At 37.0% G+C, this 20,479-nt stretch carries 21 protein-coding genes; 11 read left to right on the top strand and 10 right to left on the bottom strand.

Annotated features, from left to right (window positions below; translation table 11 throughout):
- Positions 1-19 precede the first annotated feature (19 nt).
- Positions 20-1,174, bottom strand: coding sequence for a nucleotide-binding protein (locus H6G06_RS24810; RefSeq protein ID WP_190564728.1), 1,155 nt, complete (start codon positions 1,172-1,174; stop codon positions 20-22).
- A 308-nt stretch (positions 1,175-1,482) separates the two neighbouring features.
- Here H6G06_RS24810 and H6G06_RS24815 point away from each other — a divergent pair, with 308 nt between their 5' ends.
- From H6G06_RS24815 to H6G06_RS24830, 4 genes are all read left to right on the top strand, one after another.
- Positions 1,483-2,313 (top strand): metallophosphoesterase, encoded by an 831-nt coding sequence (locus H6G06_RS24815; protein WP_190564729.1) that lies wholly within the window; start codon positions 1,483-1,485, stop codon positions 2,311-2,313.
- Between the two features lie 286 nt (positions 2,314-2,599).
- Positions 2,600-3,283 carry a magnesium protoporphyrin IX methyltransferase gene (gene bchM / locus H6G06_RS24820; protein WP_190564730.1) on the top strand — a complete coding sequence of 228 codons (684 nt, stop codon included), beginning with the start codon at positions 2,600-2,602 and terminating at the stop codon, positions 3,281-3,283.
- 135 nt (positions 3,284-3,418) lie between these two features.
- Complete coding sequence (locus H6G06_RS24825) at positions 3,419-3,910, top strand: hypothetical protein (RefSeq protein ID WP_190564731.1); 492 nt, start codon at positions 3,419-3,421, stop codon at positions 3,908-3,910.
- A gap of 31 nt (positions 3,911-3,941) precedes the next feature.
- The gene (locus tag H6G06_RS24830; protein ID WP_190564732.1) at positions 3,942-4,322 is read left to right on the top strand and encodes a DUF423 domain-containing protein; all 381 of its coding nucleotides are present in this window, start codon (positions 3,942-3,944) and stop codon (positions 4,320-4,322) included.
- 70 nt (positions 4,323-4,392) lie between these two features.
- On the opposite strand, the gene H6G06_RS24835 is transcribed toward H6G06_RS24830, so the two are convergent.
- The gene (locus tag H6G06_RS24835; protein ID WP_190564733.1) at positions 4,393-4,743 is read right to left on the bottom strand and encodes a DUF6717 family protein; all 351 of its coding nucleotides are present in this window, start codon (positions 4,741-4,743) and stop codon (positions 4,393-4,395) included.
- 32 nt (positions 4,744-4,775) lie between these two features.
- On the opposite strand from H6G06_RS24835, the gene H6G06_RS24840 reads away from it, so the two are divergent.
- Positions 4,776-5,543, top strand: coding sequence for an ATP-binding cassette domain-containing protein (locus H6G06_RS24840; RefSeq protein WP_190564734.1), 768 nt, complete (start codon positions 4,776-4,778; stop codon positions 5,541-5,543).
- A gap of 25 nt (positions 5,544-5,568) precedes the next feature.
- Positions 5,569-7,095, top strand: a complete 1,527-nt coding sequence (locus tag H6G06_RS24845; RefSeq protein WP_190564735.1) for a glycine betaine ABC transporter substrate-binding protein — start codon at positions 5,569-5,571, stop codon at positions 7,093-7,095.
- Between the two features lie 492 nt (positions 7,096-7,587).
- Here H6G06_RS24845 and H6G06_RS24850 read toward each other — a convergent pair whose 3' ends face one another.
- From H6G06_RS24850 to H6G06_RS24870, 5 genes are all read right to left on the bottom strand, one after another.
- Positions 7,588-8,082, bottom strand: a complete 495-nt coding sequence (locus H6G06_RS24850) for a DUF427 domain-containing protein (RefSeq protein ID WP_190564736.1) — start codon at positions 8,080-8,082, stop codon at positions 7,588-7,590.
- A gap of 76 nt (positions 8,083-8,158) precedes the next feature.
- Positions 8,159-8,959 (bottom strand): sterol desaturase family protein, encoded by an 801-nt coding sequence (locus H6G06_RS24855; RefSeq protein ID WP_242039848.1) that lies wholly within the window; start codon positions 8,957-8,959, stop codon positions 8,159-8,161.
- A 206-nt stretch (positions 8,960-9,165) separates the two neighbouring features.
- The gene (gene egtD, locus H6G06_RS24860; protein ID WP_190564738.1) at positions 9,166-10,143 is read right to left on the bottom strand and encodes an L-histidine N(alpha)-methyltransferase; all 978 of its coding nucleotides are present in this window, start codon (positions 10,141-10,143) and stop codon (positions 9,166-9,168) included.
- A 41-nt stretch (positions 10,144-10,184) separates the two neighbouring features.
- Complete coding sequence (gene ovoA / locus H6G06_RS24865; protein WP_190564739.1) at positions 10,185-11,537, bottom strand: 5-histidylcysteine sulfoxide synthase; 1,353 nt, start codon at positions 11,535-11,537, stop codon at positions 10,185-10,187.
- Between the two features lie 303 nt (positions 11,538-11,840).
- Entirely contained in the window at positions 11,841-13,028 is a 1,188-nt protein-coding gene (locus H6G06_RS24870) for an FtsW/RodA/SpoVE family cell cycle protein (RefSeq protein ID WP_190564740.1), read from the bottom strand.
- Positions 13,029-13,392: 364 nt separating this feature from the next.
- On the opposite strand from H6G06_RS24870, the gene H6G06_RS24875 reads away from it, so the two are divergent.
- The 5 genes from H6G06_RS24875 to H6G06_RS24895 all read left to right on the top strand — a co-directional run bounded on the left by H6G06_RS24875 (position 13,393) and on the right by H6G06_RS24895 (position 18,496).
- On the top strand, positions 13,393-15,291 hold the full coding sequence (locus tag H6G06_RS24875; RefSeq protein ID WP_190564741.1) for a CHASE2 domain-containing protein: 1,899 nt from the start codon (positions 13,393-13,395) through the stop codon (positions 15,289-15,291).
- A 360-nt stretch (positions 15,292-15,651) separates the two neighbouring features.
- On the top strand, positions 15,652-16,026 hold the full coding sequence (locus H6G06_RS24880) for a hypothetical protein (RefSeq protein WP_190564742.1): 375 nt from the start codon (positions 15,652-15,654) through the stop codon (positions 16,024-16,026).
- A gap of 32 nt (positions 16,027-16,058) precedes the next feature.
- Positions 16,059-16,889: a FecR family protein gene (locus H6G06_RS24885; RefSeq protein WP_190564743.1), complete on the top strand. Its 831-nt coding sequence runs from the start codon at positions 16,059-16,061 to the stop codon at positions 16,887-16,889.
- Positions 16,890-17,018: 129 nt separating this feature from the next.
- Positions 17,019-18,179 (top strand): Shedu anti-phage system protein SduA domain-containing protein, encoded by a 1,161-nt coding sequence (locus tag H6G06_RS24890; RefSeq protein WP_190564744.1) that lies wholly within the window; start codon positions 17,019-17,021, stop codon positions 18,177-18,179.
- Between the two features lie 95 nt (positions 18,180-18,274).
- Positions 18,275-18,496 carry a type II toxin-antitoxin system HicB family antitoxin gene (locus H6G06_RS24895; RefSeq protein ID WP_190564745.1) on the top strand — a complete coding sequence of 74 codons (222 nt, stop codon included), beginning with the start codon at positions 18,275-18,277 and terminating at the stop codon, positions 18,494-18,496.
- 75 nt (positions 18,497-18,571) lie between these two features.
- Here H6G06_RS24895 and H6G06_RS24900 read toward each other — a convergent pair whose 3' ends face one another.
- From H6G06_RS24900 to apcA, 3 genes are all read right to left on the bottom strand, one after another.
- Positions 18,572-18,778 carry a phycobilisome linker polypeptide gene (locus tag H6G06_RS24900; protein WP_190564746.1) on the bottom strand — a complete coding sequence of 69 codons (207 nt, stop codon included), beginning with the start codon at positions 18,776-18,778 and terminating at the stop codon, positions 18,572-18,574.
- A 346-nt stretch (positions 18,779-19,124) separates the two neighbouring features.
- Positions 19,125-19,610 carry an allophycocyanin subunit beta gene (apcB, locus tag H6G06_RS24905; protein WP_168492787.1) on the bottom strand — a complete coding sequence of 162 codons (486 nt, stop codon included), beginning with the start codon at positions 19,608-19,610 and terminating at the stop codon, positions 19,125-19,127.
- A gap of 67 nt (positions 19,611-19,677) precedes the next feature.
- Positions 19,678-20,163: an allophycocyanin subunit alpha gene (apcA, locus tag H6G06_RS24910; protein WP_190564747.1), complete on the bottom strand. Its 486-nt coding sequence runs from the start codon at positions 20,161-20,163 to the stop codon at positions 19,678-19,680.
- Between the last annotated feature and the right edge of the window lie 316 nt (positions 20,164-20,479).

Consider the following 20,479-nt stretch of genomic DNA (forward strand, 5'->3'; position numbering starts at 1 on the left):
TGTAATATAAAACTAAATTTTAGTTATTTCTCAGAACTCCTAAACCAGCTTTAGTTTCAATATAATCTGCTAACTTGATAAAGTCTTCACGCGGATGGCATCTTCCCCCAATGAGATCAAATGCTAACCTACTACCGGGATTGTCTGGATTTTCGAGGATATGTATACCCCAATAATAAAGTAAATCGCTGGAACGAATACAAACCTCTTCTGGATCTATACAATGAAATTTATCATCTATTTTACTAATTTGTTGATAAGCCCCAAAATAGACTTGTTTCATAAGCTGAAAACGTTTGATACCAGGGTCTTTAAAATTATTGACTACAACAAATAAATGAGCAATTTTGTTGATTTTACGTATTTCTTGAACAGTACCTTGAATAACTTTTCCATGCTTATTAATTCCTAGCGGATTTAAAGTTGTTGGTATGATACAGTAATCAAATTTCTGAATTAGCTCTATGGGATTTCTTTCCAGTGCAGGTGAGCAATCACAAATTACTATTTGACAATCACGGGCTGCATCTTCATGCCAATCCATACCATCAAACACTTGAATAGTTGTACCAACACCTTTAGGATTAGGAACAAAAACACCATCACCTACTAGTTTTTGCAGATTTTGTTCTGGGTCTAAATCTACAAGGGCAATATTAAATCCTTGTAGTGCTAATGCACCTGCTAAATGTCCCGCTACCGTCGTTTTCCCGACTCCACCTTTACAAGTAAAAACTCCAAAATAAACTTTTTTTGGAGGATCTGTTTTTATGGTTTCCTCTGTTTCTTCCGGTCCATTAACTTCTACAATCTTATTCTCATAGGCAATTGCACAGCGAATTTTAGTATTTCTATCCCAGCCTCTGATTAAAGCTAATGCTGGTCCCCCGAAACCTTTTGTAGTTATAAACCAACCAAAATTAAATTGTTTTCCTTCCGGGGAATCCAAATAATCAGCAAATTTTAAAAGTTGTGGTGCTGTTACATTACCCTTTAGCCATTTCACCTGAACAGCACCAGTTAAGTTTCCTTTTTTGATAACTAAATCATATCCAGGTTGGTTAGGTTTGGCAGTTTCAACCGTCCAGCCGGCTTTATGGATCAGTCTTGCTACGTGCTGCTCAAAGTGGGTAAAATCCTGGATAAATTCTGCTGGTTCCAAAGATGATGGCATATAACGAATTTCAGTATTTTAGCTCAGTTGAATTAATATAATTAAGTATACTCTATGACTGTAAATTTTTAAACCTAGTAAATTTGTATAGATGATATCGAATGAATCTATTAACCAGATAGATTCCTAGCTTCTCAGGGAAGTCAGGGAACTGACAAAAGTAAAGTTATATTTAATAATTTTAAGTATAAATACGTAAAAACTCCCAATTTTTGTAAAACTTCCCAAAAGTTATCTTATTCCTACAAACAAAGCAAAAATTTTCAGTTAACCTATAAACACCACTACTTACAATAATCAAAATCATTATGCACAGAATATTATCTGGACCGTTGACTACAGAGAAAATAACGGTAAAAATTGCGGGTTTACCTGCATCATTACAAGGTAAAAAATTGGTGCAAATGTCAGATTTTCATTATGATGGTGTGCGATTGTCAGATAAAATGTTAGCAAAAGCGATCGCAATTACTAACCAAGCACAACCAGACTTAATTTTATTAACCGGCGACTACATCACCACCAGTACAGAACCCCTTCATCAACTAGTAAAACATCTGAAAAAATTGCAAAGTCGTCATGGTATTTATGCCGTACTGGGAAACCACGATTTATATTATAGAAACTCCCAATCTGAAGTTACAGATACTTTAACAAACATAGGTATTCATGTTCTCTGGAATCAAATTTCCTATCCGCTAGGAAAAGAATTGCCATTTGTAGGACTAGCAGATTTTTACTCAAAAGAATTTAATCCCGCACCAGTCATGAACCAGCTAGACCCTACCACACCCCGCATAGTTTTATCCCACAACCCAGATACAGCAGAAATATTGCAAAAATGGCGTGTAGATTTGCAATTATCTGGTCATACTCACGGGGGACAAATCGTTATTCCTGGCTTGGGACCAGCATTAAAGATTTACCAAAAAATTGCTATAAAAACGCCCAAAAAACTGCACCGATTCCTCCCATTTTTGCGAGGAGAACAGGCTATAATCAGTAATTGGGAATTGTCACAGGGCTTACATCTTCTGGGCAAAAATCAACTATATGTCAATCGCGGCTTAGGTACTTATTTCCCAGGACGTTTATTTTGTCCGCCGGAAGTGACTATAATTACTTTAGAAGCTCAGTAAGGTTAATCTATTAATTAGTCATGATTAATTGAGAAGATGCAAAAATTAGCCCTAGACAAATTAGAACATTTTGGAAGTGCAATTATTAGATTTTACCAAAGTCGATGATTTAGAAAGTTGGTTAAGTTAAAGTTAATAACTCTATTAGCTCTCTGGTAGAAACCCAACTACTTACCTAAAAAAAGCAGATTTAAAAAAAATCCTCTTTTTTAAAGAAAAAATTAGCCGGAAAAATTTATAATTTAATGATAATTTTAAGAATTGTGAACGGTTAACAATCAAGGTTATGAACGCAGCCGACGATAAAACAATAGTACGCGAATACTTCAATTCCACAGGTTTTGACCGTTGGAAACGCATCTATGGAGATGGTGAAGTCAACAAAGTCCAGCTAGATATCCGCACTGGACATCAACAAACTGTGGATACCGTCATCGGCTGGTTAAAAGATGATAACAATCTATCAGAGTTATCTATTTGCGATGCTGGGTGTGGTGTGGGTAGTTTGAGTATTCCTCTAGCCGCTGAGGGTGCTAAGGTTTACGCCAGCGACATTTCCGCTAAAATGGTATCAGAAGCTCAAGATAGGGCTGTAAAAGCTTTTTCCAATTCTGTAAATCCTACTTTCGCGGTGCAGGATTTAGAATCACTAAGCGGTAATTATCACACAGTTATCTGTTTAGACGTACTGATTCACTACCCCCAAGACAAAGCAGATGAGATGATTTCTCACCTGTGTTCTTTGGCACAATCACGCATGATTATCAGTTTTGCGCCAAAAACTTGCTTTCTTTCTATCCTCAAGAAAATCGGTAGTTTCTTTCCCGGACCGAGTAAAGCCACTCGTGCCTATTTACACCGTGAGGCTGATGTGGTGAAAATTCTCGAAAAAAATGGTTTTACAGTGCAAAGAAAAGCCATGACTCGGACTCGCTTCTATTTTTCCCGCTTGTTAGAAGCTACAAGGTAAGAGTTTAAAAATAGTGAACAACAAGATTCCCGACTTCTTCAACAAGTCGGGGATCTGATAGCACAGCAATATTAGTGGAAGCTTTAAGCAAGTAAGGTTAAAATCGCAAGCAAGGTCTAACTCTGAAGTAAAACTATGAAGACGGCGGAAAAATTGGCTGCTGGTTGGCTGCTCACACTCGGATTCATGTTTTTAACAACATCAGTATCAGCGGTAATTACAAAAAATACTACGCTCAAGCAGATATTACCAGGTATACCGGATGAAGCATTAGCAAAAGATTTTGTCAATCAAGAGGCGCTATATCAACTTGATAATACAGCAGCCCAAGGTATAATGTTTGGTTTTCCTACAGTGCTATTAGGGGGATGGTTAGCATTAGGAATGTATAAGCAAAACCGACAGAATACAAAAGCGTTGACAGAACAAAAAAATGAGCATTTGCGATCGCAATTTTATCAAATCTTACAAGCAAATAATGGCAGAATCACATTATTAAATTTTGCCATGCAGTCACAGTTACCAGCAACGGAAGCTAAACAATATTTAGATCAAAAAGCTAAAGAATTTAATGCTAATTTTCAAGTCAATGAAGAAGGAGGGGTATCATATCACTTTGATGTTTAGTGTGATTTTGCTCATTTACAGCTAGGTGATCATGACGCAGATTTTTTTGACTATAGCTGCAATTTTCGGCGGTTTGTCTGTTGCTGGTGGTGCTTTTGGCGCTCATGCTTTGCGGGAAAAAGTCAGTGAAAGAATGCTAGAAATTTTTGACACTGGCGCACGTTATCAAATGTATCATGCTCTGGCACTTTTATTAGTAGCTATCCTCATGAGTCGTCTAGAAATTCCACCTACTACCCTTTTAGTTAGTGGTTGGTTATTTATTATTGGTGTGACGATTTTTTCAGGTAGCTTGTATGCTCTCAGTTTAACAGGTATAAAATCCTTGGGAGCGATCGCACCTCTAGGTGGAATAGCATTAATGGCTGGTTGGGGTGCTTTGGCTATTACTGCTGCAACTATCAAGTTTTGATAAACATTAGCCCAAAAATTATGTAGAGATGTTTCATGAAACGTCTCTACTTTAATCTTAAAATATCTAATCAAGAATACAAACTTTGAGCCTGACAATATATTTTCTTTGGAGGCTCATCAAAATATTTAAACAACACTGAACAAAACCAACCTTCTAAATTGTGATTTTCCCAACGATACCAATAACCATTATATTCTGGACGTAAAGCAATTAACTCAGCTTGATAACCAGGAAAAGGACTACCAGAAAATATCATTTTAAAACCTTCATCACTATTCTTGATATCCTGAATTAAGATATCAATCATTTCTGGAATACCACTTACAAAAGGTTCTTTAACTATTCCCAGCTTTTCATCATCAAACACCCATGTATAATTATACCGATATGGGAAAATGACCATAATTGCATTATTCATATTCACCTTTGATTTTATTTTACTAAACCCTCATGTCTACAACATCAGAAATAGCAGTTGAATTTAGAGATGTCAGTTTTGAAATTAATCACCGTCTCCTATTATCTAACTTAAATCTTAGCATTTATCAAGGGGAAGCATTGATTTTATTGGGGCGCAGTGGTAGCGGAAAAACCACGACTCTAAAATTAATCAATCATTTACTTGTACCCACCCAGGGACAGGTTTTAGTAAGTTCCCGTCCGACGACTAACTGGGACGCTATAAAACTCAGAAGAAGAATAGGTTACGTCATCCAAGAAACAGGCTTATTTCCTCATTTTACCGTCGGTGAAAATGTCGGACTTGTACCATCTTTAGAAAAATGGCCAGCACAGAAAATTGAGGCGCGAGTATATGAAATGTTAGACTTAGTTGGACTAGAACCCAAACAATTTGCTCAACGTTATCCCCATCAACTATCAGGAGGTCAGCGTCAAAGAGTTGGAGTTGCTAGGGCTTTAGCCGCAGATCCACCTATATTATTAATGGATGAACCCTTTGGCGCACTTGATCCTATTACTCGTTTAGAATTACAACAACAGTTTCAATATTTGCAAAGACAACTAGGAAAAACCGTGATCTTTGTCACCCATGATATTCAAGAAGCTTTCTTTTTAGCAACAAGAATTGGTTTAATGTATGCAGGAAAGTTAGTAGCTTTAGGAACGAGAAGAGAATTTATCCAATCTCAACATCCAGAAGCACAGGCTTTTTTAGCTTGTTTAAATGCTGCAAATAATTGGGAACAACTTAATTAAAATTAGATAAAGGACTATAAAAATTATGTTTTTATTTCAATATGCTTCAGAAATTATTCTTCGCAGCGGCGAACATTTAATATTAGTCGCTATAGCCATGACAGTAGCCATTTCTATTGGTATTCCTGTCGGTATTTTTATTACCCGTCAACCAAAACTAGCTTCTTCTATTCTTGGTTTAGCAAACGCCATTCAAACCATCCCTAGTTTAGCCATTTTTGGTTTCTTGATTTCTGTTCCTTTTTTAGGAGGAATTGGTAAAATTCCCGCTATATTTGCCCTTACACTTTACGCCTTATTACCCATTATTCGTAATACTTGTATCGGCATTAATAGTATCAATCCCGCTATTAAAGAAGCTGGTATAGGGATGGGAATGACGGATAAACAATTATTATTGCAAGTAGAAATTCCTCTGGCTTTACCAGTTATTTTAGCAGGTGTGAGAGTTGCAACTGTCATATCTGTAGGAATTGCTACGATTGCTGCTGCTATTGGTGGTGGTGGTTTAGGAGTATTTATTTTTAGAGGAATTTCCACAGTTAACAATGAATTGATTTTAGCAGGTGCAATACCGGCTGCTTTTATCGCTTTGAGTGCAGATTTTGGTTTAGGATTATTAGAAAAAAATCTAACTAAACAAACAGAAAATAAAGGTAATTTTAATCAAAAAATAGGTTTTATCTTAGGAATAATCTGTTTAATTATAGCCGGATTAATAGCATTTAACTATCAACAAACACCAGCAACAATTATTATTGGGTCAAAAAATTTTACTGAACAAGTTATTTTAGGAGAAATTCTAGCTCAACAAATAGAAACTCACACCAAATTAAACGTAGATCGCCGTTTTAATTTAGGAGGTACATTTATCTGTCATGAAGCAGTTAAAGCAGGTAAAATAGCGGGTTATGTAGAATATACAGGTACAGCATTTACAGCAGTTTTAAAAGAAAAAGTAATTACAGATCCTCAACTTGTTTATGAAAAAGTTAAAAAAGAATATCAAGATCAATTTAAATTAACAGTTATGCCATCTTTAGGATTTGAAAATACCTTTGCTATGATTATTCGTGGTGAAGATGCTAAAAAATGGCAAATCAAAACTTTATCGGAAGTTGCTAAATATACTCCACAAATGCAAGCAGGATTTGGCTATGAGTTTGTAGAACGTGCAGATGGTTATCCTGGTTTATCTAAAACTTATGGTTTAAAATTTGCCAACATCAAACAAATGGAATTAGGACTAATTTATCAAGCTTTAAAGGAAAAACAAGTAGATTTTATCGCTGCAAACTCTACAGATGGCTTAATTCCAGTTTTAAACTTAGTTATTTTAGAAGATGATAAAAAATACTTTCCACCATATCAAGCTGTACCTATATTTAACCAAGCAATTTTGCAACAATATCCAGAATTAACAAAAACCATTAATCAATTAGCTGGTAAAATTTCTACAACAGAAATACAGAAGATGAATTATCAGGTAGATAATCAATCTCAATCTGTTGCAGAAGTAGTGAGCGAGTGGTTAAAATCTAAACAATTGTAGATTTTCTCAGTATGGAAATAGCAGAACTTACGCAAAAAAGAACGAAAATAGCGGTAATACCGCAACGGGCAAGCAAGCTACATGAATTACCGCTACGTAAGAATAAGGTTTTCAGCCACATTTTGCGTAAGTCCTAAATATAGGAATCCGGTTTGATTCCTGAATTTACTCGTAGAGGTAGGGAACAGGGAACTCTTAACAGGGAACAGAAAAGAAGGAATATAAGGTGTACTGAGTTTGTATGGCTACGCCACGCAAGCTATCAAAAATCAAATAGGAGTCCTAAATAGGATGGATTTCAATACTTGTCGGTTAAGCTCAAAAGAAGGAAATGATGTAGGTTGGGTTGAGGAACGAAACCCAACATTTATAAGCTTTTGTTGGGTTGCGCTGTCGCTTAACCCAACCTACAAAAACTCTTAACCGAACAGTATTGGGATGGATTTGGGTTTAACGATGCTAAACCCCTACTAACTCCTCAATTCTTATTTATTACCACCAATTTGTCCCCGGTTCACCCTTAAATGGACCAACAATATCAGAAGTTATCCAACCCCCATAAAAACCACCAGTTTGAGGTTTAACTAACTCATCATTTACATAACAAGCATCCATTAAACTAACATACAAACCATAGTATTCTTGAATTGAGTTAAAGTTAGGAGTAGTTTGAATATATTTCCAAACAGCATTATTGACATATTTATCTCCTACAGAAACATCATAATATTGACATACACCTTTCCATTCACACATAGTTTTTTTAGGTGTGGCTATTAAATGTTCTAATTTAATATCTTCAGCAGGAATGTAATAACTAGGAGGGTGACTGGTTTCTAAAACTCTTTTCGGTTTATGTGTTTCTGCCAAAATAATACCATTAAAAATCACTTTAATATGTTTATCTGTATCCTGTAAAATTGCAGGACGAGGATAGTCCCAAACAGATTCTTGACCGGGTTCTGGAGGTATAGGATTTGGTTTCATTGTTATTTAAAATGTCAAGTCATTTATTATCATTTCCTTTAATATTATATCATTACTTGAATTATATTCTTATTTTTCAATCATCAAATTTATTATGCGTTGCTTGTTTAGCACTAATATAAGGATTGATAATGTTGGATTCAATCAAACTTACAGGAAACATAATTCCCGGCTTCTTACTCAGAGGATTTAGTGTTTTAAATACTCTGTCCCAAAAGCCATGAATGCCATAATTTCCATTAAACCCAGTGTGATGAAGATCATGAAAATCCGAGGGAATAAAAAATATTGATAAAGAACTATGTCCTTCTAAATTATAAATATTACCTATCAAAGTCCATGCACAAACTTGAGTGATATCATATCCAAAAATAAGGATAGGTAAAACATCTGTGATGGTAACAATAATATATTCCAGAAGGCTTTTATGTCCAGCCACAAAACTTGATGTATCTTGAAATTCATGATGTTTAAGATGAATTTTGAGAAATGATTTTGTATGAAATAATCTATGCACTACATAAAAGCAGAAATCCGCAGCAACTATTCTCATCCAAAACCATCCCAAATTTAGAAGTAAACTATTACCTCTATGAACTTCTGGAGCTAAATATAGTATAATCGATACTGACATAAAAGCTTTGATTTCTCCTGCAATAATACCTTTTATAGTGAAAGCAGGAAACTCTTGTTTTTTTACTTTCTTAACTCTTACCGTTAGTTTATCTCTTAAAACATCGTTGCTTTTGATGAATTTTTCAATGAAAATACCAATAGCATAAAATGAGATAGAACCAATTAGCCAGTATAATACTACCTGGGTGATAAAGTTAAGTTCTATTTTCTCCAAAAGTAAATAAAATACCTGCTGAACCATTGCACAACTAATAGCAATCTTGAGATAAAATTCTAACTCAAAACAGCAATTAAAGAACCTTTGCATCTTTGTAAACCCTAATTTACCTAGATAAATATTTGATTAATTTGATTATTTTGATTAAAAGGTACGTCAGATGTCAAATATCTGTTAATTATTAATGATTTATTTAATCTGACGCACCCTATAATTAAGCTATAGAAAGCTCATTTAACTTGACAAAGTATCAATCCAAACCACCCTTTTTCATCAGTCCAAGTTTTCAGAGTTTTTAATCCTTTCTCTTCTAGTTGTTTTTGCATAGTTGCTAAATCAAACTTGCGAGAAATTTCCGTGAGAATGCTTTCTCCTACTTCAAAGAAAACTTCTAAATCCAAAGATTTTAAAGATACCCAATGACTTTTTTGACAGTGTAGATACATCTCAATTTGATTGTCAAATTCATTATAAATTGCTTGATGTCTAAACAAATTTATGTCAAAATTACCTTGAAAACGCCAATTTAAATGAGAAAGCATATTCAAATTAAAAGCAGCAGTAACTTCTTGACTATCATTATAAGCTGCTTCTAAAATGTCTTTGGGCTTTTGTAAGTCTACACCCAATAAAAAATAATCTCCTGGTTGTAAAGTCCGAGAAAGTTGATTTAAGAAACTATCACATTTTTCGGGATTAAAATTTCCTAATGAACTTCCCAGAAAAAACAACATCCGCGACTGTAAATAATTGGATTCTAAATGAACTAATGCTTGTTCATAAGTTCCTAATAACCCATGAATCAAAAAATCAGGATATTTTTCTTGTAACTGTAAAACGCTAGTTTTGAGAATGCCTCCACTCACATCAATGGGAAGATATCTACAAGAATCAGCAATTTTTTGATAAGCATCTAATAAAAGTTGAGTTTTAGTGGAACTGCCACTACCTAACTCTATCAATTCACAACAACTGGTAATTTCTGCAATTTCATCAGCATATTGTTGTAAAATCCATGCTTCTGTGCGAGTTGGATAATATTCTGGTAACTCACAAATTTTTTCAAATAATTGAGAACCATGATCATCATAAAAATACTTAGGAGATAAAGTCTTTGGAGTTTGGTTTAATCCCTGAATCACATCCTTACCATCAATACTTAACTCTTGATAATGATCATCTAAAACGGTTAAAGGTTGAGCAATCATTTTCTAAATCCTCTTAATAATCTTGAACAAAAAAAAAGTATTTACTGCAAATTTGCAGCAATTCTAAAACCAACGTGCTGATAGAAATAAGGACGGAACCAGTTACGATAACATGGTAAAGCCATTGTACCATTTGTTGCCCAAGAACCACCAAGCATCATCTGATGTTTACTATCAAAAAAAGGCGCAGATTGATCTTCATAAAGATGATGTGTTTGAAAACCTGGTAAGGGATAAAATGTGCTGGATAACCATTCCCACACATTACCCCGTAAGTCAGACAGTCCAGATTTCCTATTTTCTGAAAACATTCCTACGGGAGAAGGTGAAATCAATTCTAAATTGAGATTATAGTTATTTACTAAACTAGAATCTTCAGATATCTGCAAAGCTTGATTCCATTCTGCTTCTGTCATTAAACGAGTTCCTTCACCTTTCCAAGAACAGTAAGCTATTGCTTCGTAATAATTGACTTCTACAGGCCAATCTAAAGGTAAATCTAATTCATCAAATGTAGCCCGATAGCGATATTTACCATTATTTTCGGGTATCCAAAATTTCGGATGTTGAACACTATATAGTTGTTTCCAGTTCCCAGCTTCAACATTCCAATATTCTGAATTTTCATAACCACCAGCTTTCACAAATTCTAAAAATTCGCCATTGGTGATTAAATGCTGACTGGCTAAAAACGGTTTTACTTCTACTTCTAAACTACCATATTCGCTATCCCAACCGAAAGTTAAATCATTTTCTTTTTTACCTAATTTAACTACACCACCCGAAATTTCCCGCATTTGATTATCAGGAGTTTTGCCATTTGTAGGGGCATAATTCCAACCTTGGGTAAGTTTTAATTTATCAACAGGTAATTGACGCAGTAGCATAGATGAAGTTTCAAAATGGATGCGACTGTGTTCTATTCCCATCAATAAAGCCCAGAGGGGATGTTGGGGATGAATAGGTAGATTTAAAGGTGTATTTTCGATGACTTGGGTAATTTCGGCTTTGGCTTGGTTTCGATATTGCCAAACTTTAGAAACATCTGGCAAAATTATATTTTTTGTGGCTGTTTCTAGTTCTGCTGGTGTTTCTGGATCAACTCCAATTTCAAACAAAATTTCATACTGGGGATTGATGCGATTTTCTAATAAACCAATATGAATTAATTTGTTAATGTAAAAAACTGCGGAGTGACCAAGATAGAAAATTAATTTGTTTCTTAAAGGGTCGGGATTGAGGTAAAATGTATCTTCGCTGATTAAGCTTTTGAAGAGAGTTTCTTCTAAATGCCAGGAATTTTCAAAATAATTGAGTAGGGTTTTTGAATCGCAATCATCAAGTTTGGGAACTTGAGAAGATGTAAGTTTATTAATTTGGGGAATTGTCTGCATGGTATTAGATTGAGTTTTACCAACGAACGATACACAATTTTTTATTCTCCATATTTTTAAATACCGCACAGCGGTACATTTTTTTCACAGTTAACCAAAATTTAATTATTTTGACAGGTGTACTAAATTAAAGTTAAGATAGATTTGTTTATCTAACAATAACTTTATTTTCCTCTGATCACACTCATACATTATATACATTAGACTTTATGAATTAGCTTTCTAAAAAGCTCAAAAACAGATCACCAACTTCTCCAAGAAGTCGGTGATATAGGTGTAGTCTCTTAGCTTTTTAACCAACTTCTAAAACATCCGTCTTCTCCGTCTATTTTCTGGTTGGTTTATTCGCAAAGGTACTACTTCAGCTTCACTACTTTCCCTAGCCACCCGAATTAATAATCCAGCAGCCACCAAACTAGCAATCATGGAATTACCACCATAACTAAACATCGGTAAAGGTAAACCTGTAGTTGGTAGCGCCCCTGTAGCCACACCAATATGTAGTAATGATTGTCCGATCATCACAACAGTAATACCAATTGCTACAAGTCGATGGATAGGATTTTTGGACTTCAGGGCTACAATTAATCCTAAAGTAGCGAATATAGCTAGGAGTAACAACAGTAAGATACTGCCAACAAAGCCAAATTCTTCAGAGAAGATTGCAAAGATAAAATCAGTATCTTGAATTGGTAGATAAAACAGCTTTTGTTGAGAAAGTCCAAATCCAACCCCCCAAGTTTTGCCGGAACCTACGGCTAGTAAACTTTGTACTAACTGATAGCCGTCACCTGTAGCATCAGCCCAAGGGTTAAGGAAAGACATCACCCTTCGCCTTTGATACTCTTTGATACTAATACTGAGTAATGCTAATAAAACTCCACCAATAGCTGTTCCTCCCAAGTATTTGTATGGTAGTCCAGCGGCTAGTGCAATTAACCAAATTGTCATCCCACAAAGTGCAGTTGTACTTAAGTTAGGTTGGGCAAGAATTCCTAATAATACAAGACAGAACACACCCAACCACGAAAGACGAACCTCCCAACTTAATCTTTCCCACTGACCAAAAAGCCTGGCACTTTGCAACACTAAAAAAGGTTTAATCAACTCTGACGGTTGAATGGGAATAGGACCTAAAGCTATCCATCGTGCTGCATCAAAAGCCTTCTTTCCTAATCCGGGGATGAGGGTGACGAAAATTAACAATAAAAACAGCAATAAAAACCAATGAGATACCGCTAAAATTTTCCGTAGGGGAAGATTAACAATGATGTTGAATAGTATTAGTGAAACTAATACCCAAATAATTTGACGCTTGAAATAATACATTCCATCCCCCTGACGTTCATCAGCAACGGGATAGGATGCAGAAAAAAGTACAATTAAGCCGACAAACAGCCATAGTAGGGTTAACCAGCGTAACAGCCGCGCTTCTAAAGCCCAGGTAGAAACGGAATTATCAAAAATAGGTATTAATTGGCGTAGGTTCACAATGTGTTATAGGTGTAGGAACATGACATTATTTTAGGTTTTGAGGTTTCATTTAGTTTAAGATGATCAGCAAAGTTGCGATCGCTTCCTCAACATTCACTGTCCAATCAACTTTGTGCAACACAAAACTTATACAAATCGCTCATACAGCAGGAGTCAGGAGTCAGGAGTAAAACTGGCTTTGTGTATAGGTTTCAATTTAGATTCTGTACCTCATTGATCTGCAATCTGCTGGATCTAAAAAAATAGAACAGTTTGACGTTTGCTTCCTGCTTTCACCAACACCGTCAGCAGTTTCTTGACCACAAGCGTAAATTCCGCACTTGCCATACGTACTCTGTCTCAAGGTGCATTTATTAAATTTATGGCAAAATTCCAACTAAAAATAACAGTCAAAGCTTGGGGAGAATCTTGGCGAGATTTTCGCCAATACCTGAGAATCTCGATTCTAAAAAAGCATTTACTGAATCCTTACCTATTGGCTGCGCTGTTCTCAATGGGATTATGGCAAGTAGGGGCTTGGGCTACCCTAGAATTACTAGGATTTAATATATTATTCCACACACGTAACTATCTACCTCATCCTAGCTGGGATGAGCGTATTGCTGTTATCGGTATTGACGATGCGACATTAAGTGAATATGGGCAGTTTCCCCTGTCACGCGATCGCTATACTCAATTATTAGACACCCTAGCAGCCTCTCCTCCCGCAGCCATCGGCTTTGATATTTTATTTACCGAACCCACCAGTCACGATGCAGCACTGGCCGAAGCAATGGAAATTAATGGCCAGGTAGTCCTAGCAGTTGCCCCCAGTTTGCAGCAACAAACCCTGCGTCCAGTCACCGTTTTAGATCGCGTCACCGCTAAAGGCCATATTGCCAGCAATGCCGATGTAGATGGAGTCACCCGTCAATTCTACGTCTACATCAATCAAGTTCCCTCCTTGAGCATAAAGCTCCTGGAAGTATACAACAATAGCTTGCAATCTACCTTTACCGCCGATAAAAACAACTTCACCAAATCCCTCACTGCTATCCCACCTCTGCAATCAGCAGTCAAAGTACAATCGGTCTGGATTAACTGGATAGCACCTAGCCAGAAAATCCCTACCTATTCCTTTGTTGATGTTGTCCAGAAAAAGGTAGATACAGCCAAATTCAAAAACAAAATTGTCCTAGTTGGGTTAACTGCCACCGGCACCAACGATCCCGTAAAAACTCCTTTCGAGCAAACACCACCCACATCTGGTATTTACCTACACGCTGCTGTTATTGATAATCTACTCAACCAGCGATTGCTGCAAAAATTACCCCGGCAAATTGAACTTTTACTATTATTGATTGTTGGCATCGGTACAAATTTGATACTAATTCCAGGGAAATTATACCAACGCACTCTGCTACTAGGATTATTGCCTCTGACTTGGTTTAGTCTATCAATCTTAGCTCTGGCAATCTCTAATCTCTGGTTGCCTACCGTTGCTCCCATCGGTACTATTTTCTTAGCTGCGTTAAGTGTACAGTGGCAAGAACAAAAAGAAAAACAACAACTGATGAGTTTGTTCGCTCGTCACGTTTCCCAAGAAACAGCAAATTTAATCTGGCAACATCGGGCTGATATTTTCCAAAATGGTCAGTTAGAAGCTCAAGAAATGGTAGCAACGGTATTATTTAGCGACATCCGCAGCTTTACCACTATTTCCGAAGGCATGAAACCACGAGATTTACTAAGCTGGTTAAATTCCTATCTGGGTGCTATGGCTGAGTGTGTTCAAGAACATCATGGAGTCATTGATAAATACATTGGTGATGCTGTGATGGCTGTTTTTGGTATTCCCTTTCCCCACAAACAAGTAGAAGAAATTCAGCAAGATGCCATTGCTGCGGTCTCTGCGGCAATTTCTATGCAGGAAAGATTAGTGTCATTAAATCAGGAATTAGAACGTTTAGGTAAACCTATCATTCAGATCGGCATTGGCATTCATACAGGTTTAGTAGTTGCTGGCAGCATTGGCGGATCTCAACGATTAAACTATTCGGTATTGGGAGATACTGTAAATATTGCGGCGCGGTTAGAACAACTTAATAAAAATGTTCCAGAGGGTAATCCTTATAGCATCTTAGTTAGTGAAACCACATTTCAATTGATTAGACAGCATTTTAATACCCAAAAAGTAGAGCAGATGCAGCTACGTGGACGGCAACAATTAACCATGATTTATTCTATTATGGGATGGCAAGATTCATCTGAACAGGCGTAATAACAAATTCATTTACAGCAATGTTTGGTTAATTAGACCGAGCTGTAGAAACATTTCGGCAAAACGTTTGCACAATATTTATAAATTCGCATATTAAGTTAAAATTCATATTTCCTGAAATAATACAAATTAAATAATCAAAAGTGTGCTAAATAAATAAACAGTAGTTAAATTACACATCATTTGCAAATTTTCATATTATGCAACTATTATTAACAACTTGTAGGGTGGAAATCTGGACTATCCTAATTATGACACTTAAATGTATAACAGATTATTTACTTCCAGCGAATTTACAACCTCAGAGAATTGAACAATTTCTTTGAATTTAGAAAAAATAAGCAGAAGTTGGTGAGTATAGTGAATAGATATCTGATTACAGGAATAACCACAGCTATTGTCTGGGAAGCTTCATTGTCTAAGGCTTGGACTCAGCCACCTCCTTGTATTTCTCCAAGTTTGCCCACAGTTACTAAATCCCTGAATAGTGTCCAAAAAAGCAATGTGATCGTCATTGGGAAAGTACCAGATAGTCCTTATATAGTTGTTGTTCCTGGCAATTCAAATCAATTGTTAAACTTTGTGCGTCGCTATGTTGCTGACGCATTTCTAGCACAGCACAGACTTGGTGCTTATGTCTATGCTGGAGGTTCTTCAAGAAGAGGAGATGCAGAGTGTTTATCTAATTTTTTGAGAAGCCAGGGACTAGATGCACGAGTGGTCTATTTTCACTAAATCTGCATACATATTCATCTAGAGAGGTTTTTATGAAAACTTGGTGGACTTATCATTTAATTTTCGTCCTAGTCGGACTAGTTAGTACCCTTCATGCTTCTGCCGCAGATCCATTAAAGGTTAAAGTCAATCGCTACTTAGAAGTACGTCGTTCCATCGGACAGGTTATATATTCTCGTGGCCAGACAGTTAAACCAGTTACCAGCGGAATGCGACTACAATCAGTTGGGGATACAATCATTACTAAGCAAGGTTCCAGCGCCGTTCTAGCAATGGATATAGGTACTGGCTTTATTAATATTTCTGAAAATACAACGGTAACGGTGCATAAACTTGATAAAGGATCAAGAGGTGAAAGAATCACAGAACTTCAGGTAAAGTCTGGCCAAGTCCGTCTGCAAATTCGCAGATTAACTCATGATACATCTCGTGTAGAAATTCGCACTCCTGCTGGAGTGGCTGGGGTGCGGGGAACTGATTTTGGTGTGAGTGTACAGGATGATGGCAAAACGGGGGTTGGTACTAAAGAGGGTGCAGTAGCGACTTCTGCTCAAGGACAGACAGTGTTGGTAAATGCTGGTTTCCAAAATCTGACTATTCCCGGAGAACCACCTTCCCCAGCAGTACCTCTACGGGAAGATACTCGTTTAAATATTAGTCAACTTCTAGCTAATGGCAGCCAGGTGAAAATTGTTGGTACTGTTGATCCAGTTAACCTGCTAATGATAGCTCAACAGCCTCTGAATATCGATCCTAGTGGCAGATTTGATATTACTGTTCCTTTACCCCAAAACCGCAAAGTAGAAGCTGTGGTGATCACTCCTTTGGGTAAACAGCAATTGTATCAATTAGCAGTTCCTTAATTGAGTTTAGTTGTTAGGTTTTATGATTGGCGATCGCTCATAATGGATAGTTGAAGTGATACCTACACTTTTATATAGTTGTTACTATATGGAATAATATACGGAAAGATTCTGTATATTATCTAAGTTATGTCTTCCAACAATACTCCAGATATCAATTCTGATGAACCAATACCTACTGAAGTGACTGAAACTAACCAGTCAACACTTGTTGTTCAGGCTGCAAGTTTTGATCCAGAAAGATTTCCAGATTTGGACAAGATGGAATCAGTCATATTGAAGCAAGGTCCAAGGTCTATTAAACAGGCTAAGTACACAACGATTCGTGATCGCCATACAGAAAAAGTACATCATTACTCTCTAAGTATCCAAACCTTTGGCTTGATTCAGAAACAGTGGAAAGAAAAACCTGAGAAATCAATCACATTAGAAAGTGAAGACGACGATGAAATTCAGAAACTCATGGATTTTCTTGCAGCTACACATGGAAACACTTCTTCCATGCCAGATGGAGACTATACTATCTTAAAAGTGCCAACTCAAGATATAAACCTTGAAAATATAAACCTTGAATCATTACAACAATTGTTAAGTAGCCTTTCCATTTCAGGAAGAGTTGATGCCCTTGTGGAGATATTAGAATTTTCTGAAAATGATACAGAACTTTTTAAGGTACTCGTAGAGCGCGTAGATAAAGATCCACATTTGTTTGCAGATGCCGCAGCAGCACTTAATTTAGCTACTTACAAGAACGCTGTAGATAAATTAAAAAACTTAATAGATAGTGGCAAAGTTGGCGAATCTCAATTCCAAAAAATTCTCGAAGAAAATCCTTGGATGTTTGGAAGTGAGTATAGTGAAATCCTGGATAGAAGAAAGTGGACACGAGATGAGCAACAAGATTTTGTGGTTAGAAGAACTACCGACAATTATATAGAAATTATTGAGATTAAAACACCTCTTGATGGGAAAGTTTTATTCAACTACGATAAATCCCATAAAAGTTACTATCCCGGTGTGGAACTATCCAAGGTTATTGGACAAGTTCAGAATTATCTTGAAAAACTTGATAAAGCGCGTGATTCAATTTTGGCGAACGATGGAGAGGATACCAATAAAATTAGGGCTAAGATAATCATAGGACGTGATGGTGATAAAGATCAGCAGAAGGCACTTCGTAGACTCAATGGTCATTTATACAGAATAGAAATTATAACCTTTGATCAGCTTTTACGGATAGCGCAAAATGTACTTAATTATCTGCAAGGAATCTTCATACCAAGAAATTAATCAACAGAATGATGATGTTCCACCTTATCTAGAAAAGCAATTAGCAAAGTTATTAACTGAACTGGAAGAATTAAATTAGGAGAGGAGCAAAATTAATGAGTCAATACAGTATGATTATTCAATGGTCGAAGGAAGACCAACTTTTCCTAGTTACAATTCCCGAATTTAGTCATCTTGTAATTATGCCTTGTACTCACGGAAAAACTCGTGAAGAAGCAATTAAAAATGGAGAAGAAGTAATTGGAATGTACCTAGAAGCTTGGGAAGCAGAAGGTGAATCCATCCCTGAACCAAACACATTGCAAATAGCCTCTTAATGTGAATTTCCCAAAAAAAAGAGGTCATCACTGACCCCTTCCAAATCTACCAAAATAATCTCTGATGTATAGAAATTACTGCAAACCAGTATTTGTACCTTGCTTACCAGTTGCTAATTCAACCTTAACGATTTTGCCACCCATTTTTTGAATCCGTTGTTGTTCACGGAACCAGTTTTCATAGGGAACTAACTTGGTGAAGTAGGTATTTTGTAATTCGCGTTGAGTACGAGTACGAGTTAGGCTGGGAACACAAGCAGTTACTTTAAATAAACGAGCCATTTTTTCTAATCTCCTCTATCGATTGCGGAAACTTTTTTATCTCAAATATCCTGAGTGCAAATCTTTAATTTATGTGTAAGGATTTAGCTATCAGCGATCAGCTTTTTAACTTTTGCGCCAAAAATCACCATTTGATTATCTGCTGATTTATCAAATATTCTGACTCCTGACTCCTGACTCCTGACTCCTGAATTCTTACATTTATTTTCTCAAAGTCTGGAAATCAAACATCAATACTAGACCGCTAATACTCATTTTTGGTAAGCAATAGAACGACCTAGAACTCACGGTTGATTTCCAGACCTGAATCAAGTCGCACCTAAATCATCAAGTGCAAACCTAACTCCTAGCTCAAGCCAGAGGAGATATAGTCGAAGTAAACGCCCATTTCTTTACCAGCGTCAGGACCAACCAAGCTTGCGGTTACTTCCTTCATTGCTTGGATAGCTTGAACGGTAGCGCCTACGGGTACTCCCAAGGAGTTGTAGGTTTCTTTCAAACCATTCAATACGCGCTCATCCAAAATGGAAGGATCGCCAGCCAACATAGCGTAGGTGGAATAACGCAAGTAGTAATCCAAGTCACGGATACAAGCTGCGTAACGACGAGTGGTGTACATATTACCACCGGGACGGGTGATATCAGAGTACAACAAGGACTTAGCTACAGCTTCTTTAACGATCGCAGCAGCATTAGCACTGATGGTTTGAGCCGCACGAACGCGCAGTTCACCAGTAGCGAAGTAGCCTTTTAGCTTTTCGAGAGCAGCGGTATCAAGGTATTTACCTTGAACGTCTGAAGAATTGATAACGGAGGTAATTGCGTCTTGCATTGTTGTTTTTTCCTTATTTCCAACCTTATTGCCACAGTATTAGTTTGAGCCGAGAAACAGCTAAAACCTACTGCATAGCACCAACAACGTAGTCGAAGTAAGAACCAGCTTCACCAGCGTCTTCAGCAGACAACAAGGTAGCAGCAACGTTCTTCATAGCGGCAACGCCACCAGCAACTGCATCAATGGGAGTACCCAAAGACTTGTACATTTCACGTACACCAACGATACCGATTTCTTCGATGGCGGTAACATCACCAGAAACGATTCCGTAGGTAACAAGACGCAAGTAGTAATCCAAGTCACGAAGACAAGTAGCTGTCATTTCTTGTCCGTAAGCGTTACCACCAGGGGAAACAACATCAGGACGCTTTTGGAAAAGTTGGTCGCCAGCTTGCTTAACGATGCGCTCACGGTTGTCGGTCAATACTTGAGCGATGCGGAGACGTTGTGCGCCACCGGAAACAAAGCTCTTGATCCGATCTAATTCACCAGGGCTGAGGTAGCGAGCTTCTGCATCAGCATTCACGATAGCTTTCGTGACGATACTCATTAATGGATTCCTCCAAAACTAATGACACCAGTTTTTAAACTGGTAAGACTTTAAGTGGTTGATAGTAGCTTCGTATCTTAGTACATTGCGAGACACATTGGCTCAAAACAAGTAAATAAGTTAGAAAACTCAACTACCTTCCGCAAAACATTGTCCGGCATTATGTTGAGCATTTATTACTGCTCTTAATATTTTGTAACAATCATTTTCATTTCCAGGGAACAGGGAACAGGGAACAGGGAACAGGGAACAGGGAACAGGGAACAGGGAACAGGGAACAGGGAACAGGGAACAGGGAACAGGGAACAGGGAACAG

It is taken from the genome of Anabaena sphaerica FACHB-251, assembly GCF_014696825.1.
GTDB lineage: Bacteria > Cyanobacteriota > Cyanobacteriia > Cyanobacteriales > Nostocaceae > RDYJ01.